We start from the raw sequence: 18,222 nt of genomic DNA on the forward strand, positions 1-18,222 counted from the left end.
TGCCGCGGGGCACCCGGACACTCATTTCGGAAACAGGAACGTCACCACCAGTCGAAGGCCCCAGTCGTGCGGGCCGCCCTGCGGACTGTCGGCCCAGTAGCGCACGCCGCCGCCGACGCTCATTGCCTGCCCGCCCACCTTCAGCAGCTTGGTGACGGTGGCATTGATCGGCACGGACCACTGCTCGGCCTTCCAGTCGTAGGAGGATTCGGTGTTGAGTCCGAAGGTCCACGCGGTGGGCGTCGTGTAGGTGACGAAGGGCTGCAGGAAGGTGGAGCTGATGTCCGAACGCCCGCTCTCGCCGGCCACCGACCAGATGTGGTTGGCCAGCGCGCCGTAGGTCCAAGGCCCTTCCTGCTTGAGCAGCACCGCGGTAGGCCCCAGGCCCCACTTGCGGCCGCTGAGCAGGTCGTCGCTGCCGGTGGGCAGCAGCAGCGCCGGCCCGGCGCCCCAGATCAGCCCGCCGGCGGTCGGCTCCCTGGGTGAGAAGAAGAAGCTCTGCACGATGTCGCCGATGCCCGACTGGCTGGTGCCGGGGTTGACGTTCGCCTGGTCGAGCACGACCGGCAGGATCGTGCGGCTGATGAGGTTCCACTCGGCGTTCAGCGTGATCGGCACCACCGGCTGCACGTTGATGAACGACCTGTGGCCGCGCTCGTCGCTGCCGTAGTGCTCGTCGTAGTTGTATTGCAGCGGCACGCTGATCAGCGCGGCCACCGGATTGGACAGCTGCCTGGCGAGATCGGCGTCGCTTTGGGCGAGCGCGCTGCCGCACGCCAAGCCGGTGAGCAACACGGCGATCAAGACTTTCACGGGCGGACTCCTGGGTTGACTTGCAAGCCTGACAGCGAGCGCCCCATGCTTTGCCGTGGCAAGTGGCCCCGTCCGGCGGCGCATGACGTGACCACCGCGAACCTTCTACCCTCACGCAAGGGCGTCTGAAACCGGTCCTCGGTGAAGACTGGCTGCCAGTTTTGGGATTGACCCGCTATCGCTGTCGCGACGGTTCCGACCAGACCGGCGCTCGAGCAAGGCTTGTGCGGCCGGCGCGATGAACTTCGACGCCCGGCAGTCTGCGCAGGCAGGCGTCGAGCATCAGGCTCCGGTCGTCGACTGAGCGGCCGCCTCACCAGTCCTGGATCGACGGGTTGTCGTAGCTGTAGGTGTTGGGGAAGGCGAGATTCGAGAACGAGAACGACAGGCTGGTCTCGAGCGAGGTGACCTGGTGCCACCAGCCCAGCGGCAGGAAGACCGTGTCGCCGGGCTCCAGCACCACCTCCAGCACCTTGACGCCGCGAAAGTCCGGGAAGCGGTCGAGGTCCGGGCGATCGAGGTCGATCGGGCTGAACACGCCGTCGTGGTTGTAGAGCCTGGGCGTCTCGAGCGGCGAGATGAAGCGCCAGCGCTTGCGGCCCACCACCTGCGTGTGCAGCAGCATCAGCGTGTCGTGATGCAGCGGCGTGATCGAGCCGGCCGGGCCGAACCAGAACGAGGAGCTGCGAGCGAGTTGGTCCGGGTCGCAGAACGGCGGCAGCGTTCCGATGTCGGCGAGCAATGGTGCGAACTCGGGGCGGCGCAGCACCTCGTTGTTGGCGGTGAGGTAGTAGTCGTTGGTCGGGCCGCCGGCCAGCACGCGGTCGACGAAGTCGCCGAGTCGGGCGACTTGCCGGTGCTTGAGCTTGTCCTGCTCGTACCTCGGGTTCTGCTCCCGCCCGGCCTGGATGTCGACGTCGAGGTGGCCGAAGCGCGTGCGCAGGTCGGCCGGCGACCAGCGCTGCAGGGCCGGCCAGTCGCGCGCCAGATCGCTCAGCACCAGCGGCCGCGAACCGATCACGTAGCGTTCCATGAACTCGGGCGTCGAGACCCCGCTGCGCTTCTCGACCTGCTCGTACTGCCGGCCCAGTTCCCAGATCCGCTGCTGGTTGGCCAGCACCGAGGCGAGCTTGCGATGCAACTGCTGGTGGCGGCGTGCCGCAAGGAACACGGGGTTCGCTTCCATCGCCGCGATTGCACGCTCGGACGCCGGCCGATCGAGTCCTGCGGCGACCATCGTCTCCAGCATCGAATCCGGGGCGCAGTTGCGCAGCCGGTTCTCGGCGATCCACTGAAGCCAGTCGGCATCTTCCGGCCGGCGTCGAGGCGCACCGAGCGGTCGCGGAGCGGGAGGTATCTCGCGCTGGGTCATGGCGTCGTCCGTCCGGTCGTGGCGGGCCGATCAGTTGCGATGCTAAACATTGCGCCGCGCAAGCCCAGGGTCAGGACTCTGGCTACTTTGCTAGCAGCGGCCGCAGCACCGGCCACACATTGCCCAGCATCAGGGGCTGCGCACTCTCGTTCGGGTGGATCCGGTCGGCCTGGAACAGCTTCAGCGGATCCGGCCCGTCGGCCACGCCCTTGAGGAAGAAGGGCACCAGCGCGGCACCCTCGTCCTTGGCGACGCGGGCGTAGAGCGCGGCGAATTCCTCGCCGTAGGTCTTGCCGTAGTTGGGCGGCAGCTGCATCCCCAGCAGCAGCACCCTGGCGCCGGTGGCCCTGGCGGCGCGCGTCATCTCGCGCAGGTTGGCCTCGGTCATCGACAGCGGCAGGCCACGCAGTGCATCGTTGGCGCCGAGTTCGATCACCACCAACGAGGGCTTGTGCTGCGCCAGCGCGGCCGGCAGTCGCGAGCGGCCGCCGGAGGTGGTGTCGCCGCTGATGCTCGCGTTGACCACCTTCGGCGCGGCGCGCTGCTCGGCGAGCTGCGCCTCGAGCAGCGCGACCCAGCCCTTGCCGCGCTGCAGGCCGTACTCGGCCGAGAGGCTGTCGCCCACCACCAGCAGCGTCGAGTCCGGGGCCGGCGCGGCGGCGGTCGGCAACTGCACGCCAAGTCCCGCCAGCAACAGGACGCCGAGCCAGCGGCTACAGTGACCCCGCAACAAGCCAAGCAAGAACATCGGACCTCCTTCGACATCGTTCATGAGCGAATCCATCATTGCGGTCGAGCATGTCAGCAAGCAGGTGAGCGACTCGACCGGCACCCTGACCATTCTTGACGATATCCACTTCGCGCTCGCGCCGCAGCAGAGCTGCGCGATCGTCGGCGCCTCGGGCTCGGGCAAGAGCACGCTGCTGGCGATCATCGCCGGGCTCGACGTGCCGACCCGGGGCAAGGTGCAGCTGGCCGGCACCGACCTGTTCAGCCTCGACGAGGATGCCCGCGCCGCGGTGCGCGCGCAGCAGGTGGGCTTCGTGTTCCAGAGCTTCCAGCTGCTGCCCAACCTGAGCGCGCTTGAGAACGTGATGCTGCCGCTCGAGTTGCAGGGCGCACCCGATGCGCGCGCCCGCGCCGGAGAGATGCTGGCTCGCGTGGGCCTCGCGCAGCGGCTTGGCCACTACCCGCGGGTCCTTTCTGGCGGCGAGCAGCAGCGGGTCGCGCTGGCGCGTGCCTTCGTCGTGCAGCCGGCGGTGCTGCTGGCCGACGAGCCGACCGGGAGCCTCGATTTCGCGACCGGCGAGACGGTGATGGAGCTGATGTTCGAGCTCAACCGCGAGCGCGGCACGACGCTGGTGCTGGTCACGCACGACCGCGGCATCGCGACGCGCTGCGATCGCCAGATCCGCATCGAGGCGGGGCGGGTGGCTCAATGAACACTGAACTCGGCGCTGCGCGCCATCGAATGAACAATGAATGAGTTCGGTTCATCGTTCATTCGGCCGCGCTCAGCGCGCCGTTCATCATTCATGCGGCGCCGATAATCGGCCGATGGCCTCCAACACCCCCACGCGCCCGCTCTATGGCTTTCATGCCGTGACCGTGCGCCTCAAGACCGCGCCCGATTCGATCGTCGAGCTCTATGTCGACGGTACCCGCCGCGATGCCCGCATGAAGGCCTTCGTCGCCCGTGCCGAGGAGGCTGGCGTGCGCCTGATCGAGGTCGACGACGGCCGCCTCAACGCGCTGGCCGGCACCACCCGCCACCAGGGCGTGGTCGCCAAGGCGCGGCCGGTGCAGCTGGCGACCTCGCTCGACGACCTGCTCGATGCTGTCGAGGCCGCCGGCGGCGTGCCGCTGCTGCTGGTGCTCGACGGCGTGACCGACCCGCACAACCTGGGTGCGGTGCTGCGCGTGGCCGACGGCGCCGGTGCCCACGCGGTGATCGCGCCCAAGGACCACGCGGTCGGCGTCAACGCCACCGTCAGCAAGGTCGCCAGCGGCGCCGCCGAGACGGTGCCGTACTTCATGGTCACCAACCTCGCGCGCACGCTCGGCGAACTCAAGGAGCGGCTGATCAACGTGGTCGGCACCTCGGACGACGCCTCGCAGACCGTCTTCGACGCCCGCCTCGACGGCCCGACCGCGATCGTGCTCGGCGCCGAGGGCGCCGGCATGCGCCAGCTCACCCGCAAGAATTGCGACGAACTGGTCTCGATCCCGATGGCGGGCGCGGTCGAGAGCCTGAACGTCTCGGTCGCCAGCGGCATCTGCCTGTTCGAAGCGGTGCGCCAGCGGCGCTGAAGCCGCCGCTTCGCGCAGGCGACAGCGCCGGCTCGTGGTCGCGGCAAGACTCGGGGCTTACTCCGAGGAGTCCGCCATGAGCACCAACCCCTTGCCGACCGATCCCGCAGCGTTGCGCGCCGCCTTCGAAGCGGTGATCGGGCGCAGCCCCTTCACCGCATGGATGGGCACCAGCATCGAGGCCATCGAGCCCGGGCAGGTGACGATCCGCGCGCCGCTGCGGCCCGAACACCGCCAGCACCACGGTCAGGCCCATGGCGCGGTGCTGGCCTACATGGCCGATACCGCGGTCTCGTGGGCCGCGGCCACGGTGGTGGGCGACGTCGTGACCTCCGAGTTCAAGATCAACCTGCTGGCGCCGGCACGCGGCCAGGCACTCAGTGCGCGTGGCGAGGTGCTGCGCGCCGGCCGCCGCCAGGCCGTGGTGCGCGCCGATGTCTGGGCCCACGACGGCGAGCGGCGCGAGCATGTCGCGACCTGCCTTGCGACGATCGCGGTGCTGCAGGCGCCGGTGCCGGCCTGAGCCCCGGCCGTGCCGCCGCCGGCGCTGGCTACACTGCGCCGAACCCTCGAGCGAGTGCTGCCATGTCCGTCATCGAAGTCCGCCACCCGCTGGTGCGCCACAAGCTCGGCCTGATGCGCGCGGCCGAGATCTCGACCAAGAAGTTCCGCGAGCTGACTGCCGAGGTCGCGCGACTGCTGGCCTACGAGGCCACCGCCGACTTTCCGCTCGAGACGGTGCGCGTCGAGTGCTGGAGCGGGCCGACCGACATCGAGCAGATCAAGGGCCGCAAGGTGACTGTGGTGCCGATCCTGCGCGCCGGCATCGGCATGCTCGACGGCGTGCTCGACATGGTGCCCAACGCCAAGATCAGCGTCGTCGGCCTCGCCCGCGACCACGAGACGCTGCAGCCGGTGCACTACTTCGAGAACTTCGTCGGCCAGCTCGACGAGCGCTGCGCGCTGATCATCGACCCGATGCTGGCCACCGCCGGCTCGATGATCGCGACCGTCGACCTGCTCAAGAAGCGCGGCTGCCGCGACATTCGCGCGCTGGTGCTGGTGGCCGCGCCCGAGGGCGTGCGCGCGCTGGCCGCGGCCCACCCTGACGTGCGCTGCTGGACCGCCGCCATCGACAGCCACCTCAACGAGCAGGGCTACATCATTCCCGGCCTGGGCGACGCCGGCGACAAGATCTTCGGCACCAAGTAGAGCGGGTGTTTCAAGTGCCGCGCCGCTGCGCCCAGCGGCTCAGCACCAGGGCCGCCACCATCCAGGCGATGCCGACCGCTGCCAGCATCGAGTAGCCGCTGCCGGCCAGCATCAGGCCGCCACTGGCCGCACCCGCGGCCTGGCCGAGGTAGATCGCCGAGGAGTTGAGCGCCATCAGCGCCGGAGCCAGCGCCGGCGCGGCGGCGCCGAGCCGGGCCTGCTGCGCCGAGTTGGCGGCGAAGCAACCCAGTGCCCATGGCACGACCACGATCGCAACCGTACCCACCGTCGTCGCCAGCGGCCACAGCAGCAGGCTGGTCGTGATCAGCAGCATCAGCCAGAAGACCGCACGCGGCGGGCCGATGCGATCGATGTTGCGCGACAGGATCACGTTGCCGACCAGCCCGAACAGACCGAACCAGCCGAACAGCAGGCTGATCTGCAGCGGACTGGCGCCGAGCACCTGGCGGTAGTAGGGCGCGAAGTAGGAGAACAGAGTGAACTGGCCCGCGCCCTGCAGCGCGGTGACGCCGATCACGGCCATCAGCACCGGATTGGTCAGCGTCTCGCGCCAGGCGGCCGCGCCCAGCGCCGGCGGCCGGATGCCGGCTGGCATCGCGCGCCAGACCCAGGCCGCGCCGACCAGCGACAGCAGCGCCACCAGCGCGAAGGCCCAGCGCCAGCCGAAGCTCTCGCCGATCCAGGCGTGCAGAGGCATGCCGAACACCGACGCCACCGACCAGCCGAGAAAGATGAAGGTGATCGCCCGGCCGCGCTCGGCCGGCGCGGCGATGAAGCCCATCGCCGCAGCCGCCTGCGGCGTGAACACCGCCGCCGCCAGCATCGAGATCGCGCGCAGCGGCACCAGCGCGGCGTAGTTCGGCGCCAGCGCGCTGACCGCGTGGCCCACGCCGTACCAGAGCAGCGCCAGCGCGAGCAGCACACGCCGGTCGAAACCCGACACCAGCCCGGCCAGCAGCGGCGCGGCCACGCACATCACGACCGCGGCGATCGCGATCAGCTGGCCGCCAACCGCGACGCTCACTTCGAGCGAGCGCGTCAGGTCGTTCAGCGAGCCGGCCACGACCATCAGGCCGCAGCCGATCACGAAATTGCCGAACAGCAGCGCCCAGCGCGAACTGGCGACTGCTGCGGCGCTCAACGCCGCACCTTCAGCGCCTCGGGGTTGACGATCCCGCTCGGCTGGCCGGCGATGAAGTTGACGACGTTCTCGAAGGCGGCGGCGAAGTACTGCTCGTAGCTGTCCTGCTCGACATAGCCGATGTGCGGCGTGCAAACCGCGTTCTCCAGCCGCAGCAGCGGGTGGCCCTGCAGGATCGGCTCGCTCTCGAAGACGTCGACCGCGGCCATGCCGGGCCGCCCGCGGTTGAGCGCGGTCACCAGCGCGTTTTCCTCGAGCAGTTCGGCGCGCGAGGTGTTGACGAACAGCGCGGTCGGCTTCATGCGCGACAGGTCTTCGTAGCGCACGACGCCGCGCGTGGCATCGACTAGCCGCAGATGCAGGCTCAGCACGTCGGCCTGCTCGAACAGCGCCTCGCGGCTCGGCGCCACCTCGAAGCCATCGGCCAGCGCCTGCTGGCGCGAGGCCTCGCTGCCCCAGACCAGCACCCGCATGCCGAAGGCACGGCCGTAGCCGGCAACCAGCTGGCCGATCTTGCCGTAGCCCCAGAGGCCGAGCGTCCTGCCATGCAGCACCAGGCCGATGCTGAAGTTGGGCGGCATCGACGAGGACTTGAGACCCGACTGCTGCCAGGCGCCGTGCTTGAGGTTGCCGATGTACTGCGGCAGGCGCCGCATCGCTGCCAGCGTCAGGGCCCAGGTCAGCTCGGCCGGCGCGATCGGTGAACCCACGCCCTCGGCCACCGCGATGCCGAGCCGGGTGCAGGCCTCGATGTCGATATGCGGGCCGACGGGCCCGGTCTGCGCCAGCAGCTTGAGCTTGGGCAGCTTCTCGAGCAGTTGCTTCGGGAACGCGGTGCGCTCGCGTACCAGCACCAGCACCTCGGCGTCGCGCAGTCGCACCGAGAGCTGCCCGATGCCCTTGACCGTGTTGGTGAAGACCTTGGCGTTGAGGCCTTCGAGCCGGCTCGCGCAGCGCAGCTTGCGCACCGCGTCCTGGTAGTCGTCGAGGATGATGATGTTCATGCGGGGGACGGCTTGCTGCCGCGGATTGTGCCTGTGGCCCTCGCCGAGCGCGTTCTGGCGCTCGTCGTTAGGATCACGCTTCGTTGAGGAGAAGCGTGATGACGATCTCGATGCATTCGGCCAGCGTGCCGGTCTACCTGAAGATGCTCTCGAACCTGTCGGCCTGGCTCGACAAGGCCGAGGCCCATGCCGTCGGCAAGAAGTTCGAGCCCGCGGTCTACCTGCAGCTGCGGCTGGCGCCCGACATGCTGCCCTTCGTGCGCCAGGTGCAGATGGCCTGCGACGCCGCCAAGTTCGGTGTCGCGCGGGTCGCCGGCATCGAGGCGCCGAAGTTCGAGGACAAGGAGACCAGCCTCGCCGAACTGAAGGCGCGCATCGCCGCGACCCTCGAATTCGTCGGCAGCGTGCCGGCGGCGCAACTCGATGGGCGCGAATCGGCGCCGGTCAGCATACCGATGCGCAACCGCGAGCCGATGCAGTTCGACGGCGAGAACTATCAGCGCCACTTCGCGCTGCCGAACTTCTTCTTCCACGTGACGACGGCCTACGCGATCCTGCGCCACAACGGCGTCGATCTCGGCAAGCGCGACTTCCTCGGCGGCTGACCGGGGCGTCGGAGTGGCCGCAGCGGGCATTCCAGTAGCCGGCTAGCGATTCCCCCGGGGGCACTTGCCCCGATGCGCGCGAGAGCGGCGCGCGTCGACACTGATCGCGTAGTCGAGGGACGTGTCGATGCGAGTGTTGCGCTGGGTTCTGTTGAGCCTGTTGTTGCTGCTGCTGCTGGCGCTGGCCAGCGGATGGATCTACACCAGCCGGGCCCGGCCTCAGGTCGAGGGCAATCTGTCGGTACGCGGGCCGCTGGCCGAGTTGCGCATCGAGCGCGATGAGCACGGCATCCCGACCATCCGCGCCGCTTCGGCCGAGGACGCCTGGTTCGGCCTGGGCTTTGCCCATGCGCAGGACCGTCTGTGGCAGCTCGAAACCCATCGCCGCATCGGCGCCGGACGCCTGGCTGAGGCCTTCGGGCCTAACGCGCTGGAGGCCGACAAGTTCCTGCGTGCCCTGGGCGTGCGGCGCGCCGCGGCCGAGCAGTGGGTCAAGGCCGATGCCGGCACCCGCCGCGCGCTCGAAGCCTACGCGGCCGGCATCAATGCGGTGCTGCGCCAGCACCTGCCCGCGCGGCCGCCGGAGTTTGTGCTGCTGGGCATCAAGCCCGAGGACTGGAGCCCGGTCGACAGCCTGGCCTGGGCCACGATGATGGCCTGGGATCTCGGCGGCAACTGGAACAGCGAACTGCTGCGTCTGCGCCTGGCAGAGCGGATGCCGGTCGAGCGGGTCGGGCAGTTGCTGCCGCCGTACCCGGGCGACGAGCCGCTGCCGGTGCGCGACTACGCCTCGCTCTACAAGCGGCTCGGCGTGCATGGCGACGGTGCACCGGCCGCGTTGGCGGCGGCTTCGCCATGGCTCGATCGCCTGCTGGGCGATGCCGGAGTCGAGGGCGCGGGCTCCAACAACTGGGTCGTCGACGGGGCGCACAGCACGAGCGGGCAGCCGCTGCTGGCCAACGATCCGCACCTCAAGCTGAGCGCGCCGGCGCTCTGGTATTTCGCGCGCCTGGAGGCGCCCGGCCTGCGTGTGGCCGGTGCCACGATGCCCGGCCTGCCGATGGTGGTGCTGGGGCAGAACGAGCAGATCGCCTGGGGCTTCACCAACACCGGGCCCGACGTGCAGGACCTCTATCTCGAGAAGATCGACCCGGCCGACCCCCAGCGCTACCTCGAGAGCCGCGAGGGCAATCGCTGGGCGCGCTTCGAGCGCTTCGACGAGCTCATCAAGGTCAAGGGTGCGCCCGATGTCGCCTTCACCGCGCGCCGCTCGCGTCACGGGCCGCTGATCTCGGATGCCGGCGCTCCGGCCACCGCGGGCCTGACCGGGCAGGACGGCCAGCGCTACGCGATCGCGATGCGCTGGACCGCGCTCGACCCCGACGCCAGCGCGGTCGCCGCCGGCATCGCCTTCAATCGGGCGCACTCGGTCGAGGAGTTCATCAGCGCGTCGGCGAGATACGTCGCGCCGATGCAGAACATGGTGGTCGCCGACCGCGATCGCATCGCCTTCGTGGCGGCCGGGCGGGTGCCGGTGCGACGCGCCGACAACGACCTGGGCGGCTTGGCGCCGGCGCCCGGCTGGGAGCCGCGCTACGACTGGGAGGGCTACCTGCCGGCCAACCGCACGCCACGCGAGATCGCGCCGGCGCGCGGCTGGATCGCGACCGCCAACCAGCGCATCCACGACGACAGCTACCCGCACTACATCGGCAGCGAATGGGCCTTGCCCTATCGCCAGCAGCGCATCGAGGCGCTGCTGCGGGCCAGACCGCAGCATGACGTCGCGAGCCTGCGCGCGATCCAGCTCGACCAGGTCTCGCTCGCCACGCAGAAGCTGTTGCCGCTGCTGCGCGCGGCGCGTTCGAAGCATCCGCTGGCGGCGGCCGCGCAGGCCGAGCTGCGCGCCTTCGAGGCCGACATGCAGGCCGACCACGCCGCGCCGCTGATCGCCTGGGCCTGGGTGCGCGAACTCACGCGTGGCGTCTTCGCCGACGACGTCGGCGAGGCGCTCTACGAACGCCAGCTCGCCAACCGCAGCTTCCGCGATGCGCTCGAGGCGGTGCTCGAGCGCGACGACGCGTCCTGGTGCGACGAGCTCCACACGCCGGCCGTCGAGACCTGCGCCGACCAGGCCGACGCCGCCTTCGATCGCGCACTGGTGCAACTGGCGGCACGCCACGGCAGCGATGTGGCGAAGTGGCGCTGGGGCGATGCGCACCAGGCTCGCAGCGAGCATCGGCCCTTCAGCAAGGTGCCGCTGCTGGCCCGGTTGTTCGAGCTGCGGGTGCCGGTCGGCGGCGATACCTACACGGTCAACGTCAGCCGCGTCGCGCTCAAGCCCGACCCGGGCACCGGCGAGCTGTTCCTCGACGAGCATGGACCGAGCCTGCGCGCGATCTACGACCTCGGCGATCCATCGAAGTCGCGCTTCATGCATTCGAGCGGCCAGAGCGGCCTGTTCTTCGAGCCGGGCTACCGCAACATGGTGGCCGGCTGGGCCCGTGGCGAGGACCTGCCGGTCTGGGGTGACGGCGCATCGGAGCCGCGGGTGCTGACGCTCACCCCGCGCTGAGCAGGGCGGCGATTTCCCGCGCCAGTGCCCGCACCGACAGCGGCGCGCTGCCTTCGGCCTTGTTGTTGATCGTCACCAGGGCCGGCTGGCCGGCGCGCAGCGTGGCGGCGACGAGCCTGGCCAGCGCCGAGCGTGTCTGCGGATCGGGTGCCAGCAGCTTGTCGAAGGGCTCGAAAGCCTCCTTGGCCGCACCGTAGCGATAGCCGCGCTGCAGGTTCCAGCGCAGCACCAGCGGGCCGGGCCACAGCGCGCGCAGCATCGGTAGCTGCTCCTCCAGCGGCGGCATGCGGTCGTGCAAGCCGACGCAGTAGCGCACGCCGTGGCGGGCGAGCAGGGCGGCCAGTTCGGGGCCGAGCGGGCCGGGGTCGCGCAGCTCGATGGCGACCAGCCCGCTGTCGCCCGTGCGCGCGGCCGCTCGCCAGGCGAACAGCGCCTCGAACATCGCATCGAGCCGGGCCAGGAACAGCGCCGGCTCCGCCAGCCAGGCGCGCGGCAGCGGCGAGAGCTGGAACACCAGTGCGCCGAGCTTGTCGCCCAGACCTTCGACCGCCGGCCGCCAGACCTGCTCGAGCGCGGCGGCCGGATCGAGGAACAGCGGATTGGGCAGCAGCGCGCGGCCGCTGCCGGCTTCGCGCACCGTGGCGTCGCAGACCATCGACGCGGCCTTAACGACGAAGCGGAAGTCGGCCGGGACCTGTGCGGCCAACCGCGCGTACTCGGCGCTCGGCAGGGGGCGGTAGAAGCTGCGGTCGAGGCTGACGGTGCGCAGCAGCGGATGCTGCGCGTAGGCCGGCAGGCCCTGGCGCGGCAGCGCCGCTTCCGATACCTCGTCGGCCCAGACCAGGCCGCGCCAGCCCGGGAAATACCAGGACGAACTGCCCATGCGCAGCAGCGGCGGCATCGCGGCGCCGAGGGCACGCAGCTCCGCGTCGGCCTCGATGGCGCGCACGCCGGTGGCCTTGGGCTTCGGCGGCGGCGCGACGGGGGCGGGCTCGCCGAAAAGACCGGGCTGCGGCGGCGTCGGCGGATCGTCGGTCGGTGTGGCCATCGAAGCCATTGGAACCCGGCTGCTGCCGGCTTGAGAAGCGGGCTTCGGCCCCGATCTGACAGACTTGGACCGAAACCCTTGCCGATGAACACCTCCGCCACCCTTGCCAGCCCCGGTGCCGCGACACCCGATGCCACCGGGCGCGAGTGGTCGCTGCCGATCGTCGGCATGACTTGCGCGGCCTGCGCCGGGCGCGTGGAGCGCGCGCTGGCCGCCGTGCCGGGCGTGCAGCGGGCCGAGGTGAACGTGGCGACCGACACGGCCCATGTGCGGGCCGAGGCCGGCCTGGCGCTGCCGGCGCTGCGCGCGGCGGTCGAGCGTGCCGGCTACGCGCTGGCACAGCGCAGCGTGCGGCTGCGCATCGAGGACATGACATGCGCCTCCTGCGTCGGTCGCGTCGAGCGCGCGCTGCGCGCGGTGCCGGGCGTGGTCGAGGCCAGCGTCAACCTGGCGACCGAGAGCGCCGAAGTGAGCGTTGTCGGCACCGAGGTCGCGACGCTGGTGGCCGCGGTGCGGCGCGCCGGCTATGGCGCGCACGAGGACACCGCCACGACACCGGCACCCGATGCCGGCGATGACCGCGGTGCGCGCGAGAAGCGTCATGTGCTGATCGCCGCCGCACTGTCGCTGCCGCTGGCGCTGCCGATGCTCGGCATGCCCTTCGGCGTGCACGCGATGCTGCCCGGCTGGTTGCAGCTGCTGCTGGCGGCGCCGGTGCAGTTCTGGCTCGGCGCGCGCTTCTATCGCGCCGGCTGGGCCGCGTTGCGGGCCGGCACCGGCAACATGGACCTGCTGGTCGCACTCGGCACCTCGGCCGCCTTCGGCCTGAGCCTGTGGCTGCTGATGACGGGTGATCCGCACCTGTACTTCGAGGCCTCGGCGGTCGTGATCACGCTGGTGCTGCTCGGCAAGTGGCTCGAGGCGCGCGCCAAGCGCCAGACCACCGAGGCGATCCGCGCGCTGCAGGCGCTGTGGCCGCAGCGCGCGCAGGTGCTGCGCGACGGCGCGGAGCACGAGTTGGCGCTGGCCGAGTTGCGCGCGGACGACGTGCTGGTGGTGCGGCCGGGCGAGCGCATCGCTGCCGATGGCGTGGTGCTCGAGGGCGCGAGCGAGGTCGACGAGTCGCTGATCACCGGCGAGAGCCTGCCGCAGGCGCGCCATGTCGGCGACCGAGTGACCGGTGGCGCGGTCAACGGCGAGGGCCGGCTGCTGGTGCGTGCCAGCGCGGTCGGTGCCGAGTCGACGCTGGCGCGCATCGTGCGGATGGTCGAGTCGGCGCAGGCGCAGAAGGCGCCGATCCAGCGCCTGGTGGACCGGGTCAGCGCGGTCTTCGTGCCGGTGGTGCTCGGCATCGCGCTGCTCACGCTGCTCGGCTGGGGCATCGGCACCGGCGACTGGCAGCGCGCGATCCTCAACGCGGTGGCGGTGCTGGTGATCGCCTGTCCGTGTGCGCTCGGCCTGGCGACGCCGGCGGCGATCATGGCCGGTACCGGCGTCGCGGCCCGCCACGGGATCCTGATCAAGGACGCGCAGGCGCTGGAGACGGCGCACCGGATCGGCATCGTCGCCTTCGACAAGACCGGCACGCTGACCGTCGGCCGGCCCGAACTGGTGGCGGCGGTCGCCACCGATGGCGAGCGCGGCGCGCTGCTGGCCGCCAGCGCGGCGCTGCAATCGGGCAGCGAGCATCCGCTGGCGCGCGCGGTGCTGCGCGCGGCGCAGGCCGAAGGCATCGCGATCCCCGCCGCGCGCGAGTTGCGCGCCGTCAGCGGACGCGGCATCACCGGCAGCGTCGGCGGCCGCGAACTGCACCTGGGCAGCGAGCCCTACATGGCGCAGCTCGGCGTCGACATCACGGCGCTCGCGCCGCGCGTCGCCGAACTGCAGGCCGAGGGCCGCACGGTGTCCTTCATCGCCGAAGTCCCTGCCGGGGTCGGCGCCGCGCCGCGCCTGCTCGGCCTGCTCGCCTTTGGCGATGCGCTCAAGCCGGGCGCGCCCGAGGCGATCGCGCGCCTGCAGCGCCGGGGCCTGCGCACGGTGCTGGTCAGCGGCGACAACCCGGGCGCGGCGCAGGCGGTCGCGACCACGCTCGGCATCGACGAGGTCCATGCCCAGGTCCTGCCCGAGCACAAGGCGGCGCTGGTCGCGAGCCTGAAGGCCGGCGGGGCGACGGTGGCGATGGTCGGCGACGGCATCAACGACGCGCCGGCGCTGGCCGCGGCCGACGTCGGCATCGCCATGAGCACCGGCACCGACGTCGCGATGCACGCCGCCGGCATCACGCTGATGCGCGGCGACGTGGCGCTGGTGGCCGACGCGATCGACGTCTCGCGCCGCACCTGGGCCAAGATCCGCCAGAATCTGTTCTGGGCCTTCGCCTACAACGTGGTCGGCATCCCGCTGGCGGCCCTCGGCGGCCTCAATCCGGTGATCGCCGGCGCGGCAATGGCCTTCAGCAGCGTCAGCGTGGTCGGCAACGCGCTGCTGCTGAGGCGCTGGCGGCCGTCGCACTGAGTCCGAGGCGCTGCACCGGCGCGCGGCTTCTGCTACGGTGCGCGTCTTGCGCAGGCGCCATCCGTGCGCCGCGATGCCCGAGGGCCGGCCTTGATCAGCAACTCACAGCGCCAAGCCAGCACCGATCCGCGAGCCGCCCTCGGCGCCCGCGTCGAGACCGTGCGGGGACGGTCGCTGGAGATCGCCGCGCCGCTGTCGGCCGAGGACCAGTGCGTGCAGTCGATGCCCGACGCCAGTCCGACCAAGTGGCACCTGGCGCACACGAGCTGGTTCTTCGAGACCGTGGTGCTGCAGCCCCATGCCGGCAACTACCGCGTCTTCGACCCGCGTTACGGCTTTCTCTTCAACTCCTACTACGAGGCGCTCGGTGCACGCCATCCGCGACCGCAGCGTGGCTTGCTGACCCGACCCTCGCTCGACGAGGTGCTGGCCTACCGCGCACATGTCGACTCGGCGCTGGCCAGCTTTGCCGCTGAAGCCGACCCCGTCGCCTGGTCGGCGGCTGCGCCGCTGATCGAGCTTGGCCTGCAGCACGAACAGCAGCACCAGGAGCTGATGCTCAGCGACATCCTGCACCTGCTGTCGCTCAATCCGCTGCAGCCGGCCTACGCATCCGGAGCGGCAGCGGAAGCCGTTGCGCTGCAGCCGGCAGGCGTCGAGCCGTGCGCGTGGCGAGGGCGGCCCGGCGGCATCGCGCAGGCGGGTGCGGCCGACGACGCCGGCTTCTGCTTCGACAACGAGCGGCCGCGCCACCGCGTGCTGCTGCAGCCCTTCGAGGTCGCTTCGAGGCCGGTGAGCTGCGGCGAATTCCTTGCCTTCATCGACGACGGCGGCTACCGCCAGGCGAGCCTCTGGCTCAGCGATGGCTGGGCTGCGGTACAGGCACAGGGCTGGAGCGCGCCGCTGTACTGGGACCTGCGCGAGCGCGCGGCACCGCTGCACTTCACGCTGCAGGGCCGGCGGGCCCTCGATCCGGCCGCGCCGGCCTGCCACCTGAGCTTCTACGAAGCGGCGGCCTACGCCGAATGGGCCGGCGCGCGGCTGCCGACCGAGTTCGAGTGGGAGGCCGCGGCCGACGATGGCCTGCTCGGCGACGTCGGCTCGGTCTGGGAATGGACGCGCTCCTCCTACGATCCATACCCCGGCTTCAGGCCGCTGGCGGGCGCGGTGGCCGAGTACAACGGCAAGTTCATGGTCGGCCAGGTGGTGCTGCGCGGCGGCAGCCGTGCGACACCGCCCGGCCACGCGCGCAGCAGCTATCGCAACTTCTTCCCGCCGGCGGCGCGCTGGCAGTTCAGCGGCCTGCGGCTGGCAAGGGATGCGACATGAGCGCACGCTACGAGGGGCCCAATGCCAATGGTGATCGGCGCAGCGTGAAGGGAGCGAGCGGCCGACGAACCTGCGGCTGGCGCGCAACCAAGGGTGTGGAGTCCGTGGCGTGAAGCAGGCGCTCGACACCCGCACGACGGCCAGCGAGTTCGGACGCGAACTGCTCGCCGGTCTCGAGCGGCGACCGCGCTCTGTGCCCCCCAAGTTCTTCTACGACGCGGCCGGCTCGGCGCTGTTCGACCGCATCTGCGAGCTGCCCGAGTACTACCCGACCCGCACCGAGTTGCGGATCCTCGCCGACCATGCGCCGGAGATCGCGCGCTGCATCGGGCCGCACGCCGACATCATCGAGTTCGGGGCCGGCTCCAGCCGCAAGGTGCGGCTGCTGCTCGAGGCGCTGCAGCAGCCGCGGCGCTTCGTGCCGATCGACATCAGCGCCGAGCACCTGCACGCCGCGGCCGACCTGCTGCGGCTCGAGCATCCGGGGCTGCTGGTGCAGCCGCTGGCGGCCGACTTCACGCGGCCCTTCGATCTGCCCGCCTTGCCGCCCGGTCCGGGGCCGGTGCGCCGGGTCGGCTTCTTTCCCGGTTCGTCGATCGGCAACTTCAGTCCCGACGAGGCGCTGCATTTCCTGCGCGACGCGGCGGCGCTGCTGCGCGGCAGCGCGGTGCCCGGCGGCATGCTGGTCGGCGTCGACCTGGTCAAGGATGCCGGCCTGCTGCACGCGGCCTACAACGACGCGGCCGGCGTCACTGCCGCCTTCAACCTCAACCTGCTGGCGCGCGCCAACCGCGAACTCGGTGCCGACTTCGAGCTCGATGGCTTCGAGCACTACGCCTTCTACGAGCCGCGGCTGCAGCGCGTCGAGATGCATCTGCTCAGCCGCCGCGCCCAACGCGTGCACCTGGCCGGCCAGGCCTTCGACTTCGCGGCCGGGCAGGGCCTTCACACCGAGAATTCGTACAAGTACGGCGTCGACGGCTTTCGCGAGCTGGCGGCCCGGGCCGGCTTCGTCCCCGGCCCGGTCTGGTGCGACGCCAGGCGCTGGTTCAGCCTGCATTGGCTGGGCCTGTGAGCAACCGCCCCCCAAGGAACTCCCCGATGCAAGCGATATGGAACGGCGTCGTGATCGCCGAAAGCGACGATACCGTGGTCGTCGAAGGCAACCACTACTTCCCCGAGAGCGCCGTCAAGCGCGAGTACCTGCTGTCGAGCAACCACAAGACCATGTCCTCGTCGAGGGGCGAGGCCAGCTACTACTCGCTGCTGGTCGACGGCAACATCAACCCCGACGCGGCCTGGTTCTATCCCGAACCCAGGGAGGCCGCGGCCGAACTCAAGGGCCGCGTCGCCTTCTGGAAGGGCGTGACGGTGCGCTAAGGGCGTCGCTCAGGGCGCCGCCGGCGGCAGCGTCTGCAGGTAGGCGTGCAAGCCGCGCAGGTCGATGTCGCTGAGTTCCTTCAGTGCGGTGAAGGGCATCACCGGGCTCACGGCGCTGCCATCGGGGCGCTTGCCGGTGCGCATCATGGAAGTGAACTGCTCCGTGCTGGCGTAGAGCTTCATCGGCCCCCCGCGGCGCAGGTCGGCGGCCGGCGGCCAGTCCGGCGGCGCGCCCGGGATGCGCCCGCCGACCAGGCCCGGGCCGTGGCAGCCGAGGCACATCTGCGCCACATACTCGCCATGCCGCGCCGAGCCGTCGTCGGCGATCGGCTCCGAGGGCGGCAGCGTGTGGTCGATCTTCTCGGCAGCGTCCTTCAGTGCGCCGAAGCCATACATCACGCGTGCCGGCAGCGGCAGTTCGAGCACTGCAGGTCCGCCCTGCGTGGCCGGCAGCCGCTGCAGGTGCGCGACCAGCGCGCCAAGGTCGGCACGGCTCAGGCGGTTGTAGTCCTCGCTCGGCATCACGAAGACCGGGTGGCCAGCGGGCTTGACGCCGTGGCGGATGACGCGCACCCAGTCCTCGACCTGGTAGCCGGCGGTCAGCGCCGAGTGCGGGCCGATGTGCGGACCGGCCAGCCTGAGGTCCTTCTGGTTGTCGGCGAACACGCGGCCCTCGCCGTTCTGGCCGTGGCACTCGGCGCAGCCGCGCGAGCGGTACAGGTAGGCGCCGCGCTCGAGGCTGGCGGGGTCGGTCGGAAGCTCGATCTTGAGCGTCGGAACCTGCACCACGCGCTGGTGGCGAGCGTCGCCCAAGCGCAGGCCGACCCAGATGGCGCCGCCGGCCAGCAGGGCGAGGACGAACACGGCGATCAGACCGCGACGAATCCAGGTTTTCATA

At 71.0% G+C, this 18,222-nt stretch carries 17 protein-coding genes; 10 read left to right on the plus strand and 7 right to left on the minus strand.

Annotated features, from left to right (window positions below):
- Positions 1-21: 21 nt before the first annotated feature.
- The 3 genes from EV670_RS15855 to EV670_RS15865 all read right to left on the minus strand — a co-directional run bounded on the left by EV670_RS15855 (position 22) and on the right by EV670_RS15865 (position 2,957).
- On the minus strand, positions 22-813 hold the full coding sequence (locus tag EV670_RS15855) for a transporter (protein WP_242617011.1): 792 nt from the start codon (positions 811-813) through the stop codon (positions 22-24).
- A gap of 313 nt (positions 814-1,126) precedes the next feature.
- Positions 1,127-1,999: a cupin-like domain-containing protein gene (locus EV670_RS15860; RefSeq protein ID WP_165393343.1), complete on the minus strand. Its 873-nt coding sequence runs from the start codon at positions 1,997-1,999 to the stop codon at positions 1,127-1,129.
- Positions 2,000-2,267: 268 nt separating this feature from the next.
- Positions 2,268-2,957 carry an arylesterase gene (locus EV670_RS15865; protein WP_278044430.1) on the minus strand — a complete coding sequence of 230 codons (690 nt, stop codon included), beginning with the start codon at positions 2,955-2,957 and terminating at the stop codon, positions 2,268-2,270.
- On the opposite strand from EV670_RS15865, the gene EV670_RS15870 reads away from it, so the two are divergent.
- From EV670_RS15870 to upp, 4 genes are all read left to right on the plus strand, one after another.
- Positions 2,956-3,627, plus strand: a complete 672-nt coding sequence (locus tag EV670_RS15870; protein WP_130433953.1) for an ABC transporter ATP-binding protein — start codon at positions 2,956-2,958, stop codon at positions 3,625-3,627. The genes EV670_RS15865 and EV670_RS15870 overlap by 2 nt on opposite strands.
- 115 nt (positions 3,628-3,742) lie before the next feature.
- Positions 3,743-4,495: a 23S rRNA (guanosine(2251)-2'-O)-methyltransferase RlmB gene (gene rlmB, locus EV670_RS15875; RefSeq protein WP_130433955.1), complete on the plus strand. Its 753-nt coding sequence runs from the start codon at positions 3,743-3,745 to the stop codon at positions 4,493-4,495.
- 76 nt (positions 4,496-4,571) lie between these two features.
- Positions 4,572-5,018, plus strand: a complete 447-nt coding sequence (locus tag EV670_RS15880; protein WP_130433958.1) for a PaaI family thioesterase — start codon at positions 4,572-4,574, stop codon at positions 5,016-5,018.
- Positions 5,019-5,080: 62 nt separating this feature from the next.
- Positions 5,081-5,707: a uracil phosphoribosyltransferase gene (upp, locus tag EV670_RS15885; protein WP_130433960.1), complete on the plus strand. Its 627-nt coding sequence runs from the start codon at positions 5,081-5,083 to the stop codon at positions 5,705-5,707.
- A gap of 10 nt (positions 5,708-5,717) precedes the next feature.
- On the opposite strand, the gene EV670_RS15890 is transcribed toward upp, so the two are convergent.
- Positions 5,718-6,869: an MFS transporter gene (locus tag EV670_RS15890; RefSeq protein ID WP_242617012.1), complete on the minus strand. Its 1,152-nt coding sequence runs from the start codon at positions 6,867-6,869 to the stop codon at positions 5,718-5,720.
- Complete coding sequence (locus tag EV670_RS15895) at positions 6,866-7,873, minus strand: D-2-hydroxyacid dehydrogenase family protein (RefSeq protein ID WP_130433962.1); 1,008 nt, start codon at positions 7,871-7,873, stop codon at positions 6,866-6,868. The genes EV670_RS15890 and EV670_RS15895 overlap by 4 nt, the downstream gene beginning before the upstream one ends.
- A 98-nt stretch (positions 7,874-7,971) precedes the next feature.
- Here EV670_RS15895 and EV670_RS15900 point away from each other — a divergent pair, with 98 nt between their 5' ends.
- A complete protein-coding gene (locus EV670_RS15900) occupies positions 7,972-8,478 on the plus strand; it encodes a DUF1993 domain-containing protein (RefSeq protein ID WP_130433964.1) in 507 nt (168 codons plus the stop codon).
- 127 nt (positions 8,479-8,605) lie between these two features.
- Positions 8,606-11,053 carry a penicillin acylase family protein gene (locus EV670_RS15905; RefSeq protein ID WP_130433966.1) on the plus strand — a complete coding sequence of 816 codons (2,448 nt, stop codon included), beginning with the start codon at positions 8,606-8,608 and terminating at the stop codon, positions 11,051-11,053.
- Here the strand turns inward: EV670_RS15905 and EV670_RS15910 are convergent.
- Positions 11,040-12,101, minus strand: a complete 1,062-nt coding sequence (locus tag EV670_RS15910; protein ID WP_130433968.1) for a DUF72 domain-containing protein — start codon at positions 12,099-12,101, stop codon at positions 11,040-11,042. The two genes, EV670_RS15905 and EV670_RS15910, sit on opposite strands and share 14 nt — an antisense overlap.
- 84 nt (positions 12,102-12,185) lie before the next feature.
- Here EV670_RS15910 and EV670_RS15915 point away from each other — a divergent pair, with 84 nt between their 5' ends.
- The 4 genes from EV670_RS15915 (at position 12,186) to EV670_RS15930 (ending at position 17,324) form a co-directional block, all read left to right on the plus strand.
- Positions 12,186-14,615, plus strand: coding sequence for a heavy metal translocating P-type ATPase (locus EV670_RS15915; RefSeq protein ID WP_130433970.1), 2,430 nt, complete (start codon positions 12,186-12,188; stop codon positions 14,613-14,615).
- Between the two features lie 90 nt (positions 14,616-14,705).
- Positions 14,706-15,944, plus strand: coding sequence for an ergothioneine biosynthesis protein EgtB (egtB, locus tag EV670_RS15920; RefSeq protein ID WP_207225091.1), 1,239 nt, complete (start codon positions 14,706-14,708; stop codon positions 15,942-15,944).
- A gap of 109 nt (positions 15,945-16,053) precedes the next feature.
- Positions 16,054-17,019, plus strand: coding sequence for an L-histidine N(alpha)-methyltransferase (egtD, locus tag EV670_RS15925; RefSeq protein WP_242617013.1), 966 nt, complete (start codon positions 16,054-16,056; stop codon positions 17,017-17,019).
- Between the two features lie 26 nt (positions 17,020-17,045).
- Positions 17,046-17,324: a DUF427 domain-containing protein gene (locus EV670_RS15930; protein ID WP_130433974.1), complete on the plus strand. Its 279-nt coding sequence runs from the start codon at positions 17,046-17,048 to the stop codon at positions 17,322-17,324.
- A 9-nt stretch (positions 17,325-17,333) separates the two neighbouring features.
- Here the strand turns inward: EV670_RS15930 and EV670_RS15935 are convergent, their stop codons facing one another.
- Positions 17,334-18,221: a c-type cytochrome gene (locus tag EV670_RS15935; RefSeq protein ID WP_130433976.1), complete on the minus strand. Its 888-nt coding sequence runs from the start codon at positions 18,219-18,221 to the stop codon at positions 17,334-17,336.
- Position 18,222 lies beyond the last annotated feature (1 nt).

This window comes from Rivibacter subsaxonicus (assembly GCF_004217215.1).
Classification (GTDB): Bacteria; Pseudomonadota; Gammaproteobacteria; order Burkholderiales; family Burkholderiaceae_C; genus Rivibacter; species Rivibacter subsaxonicus.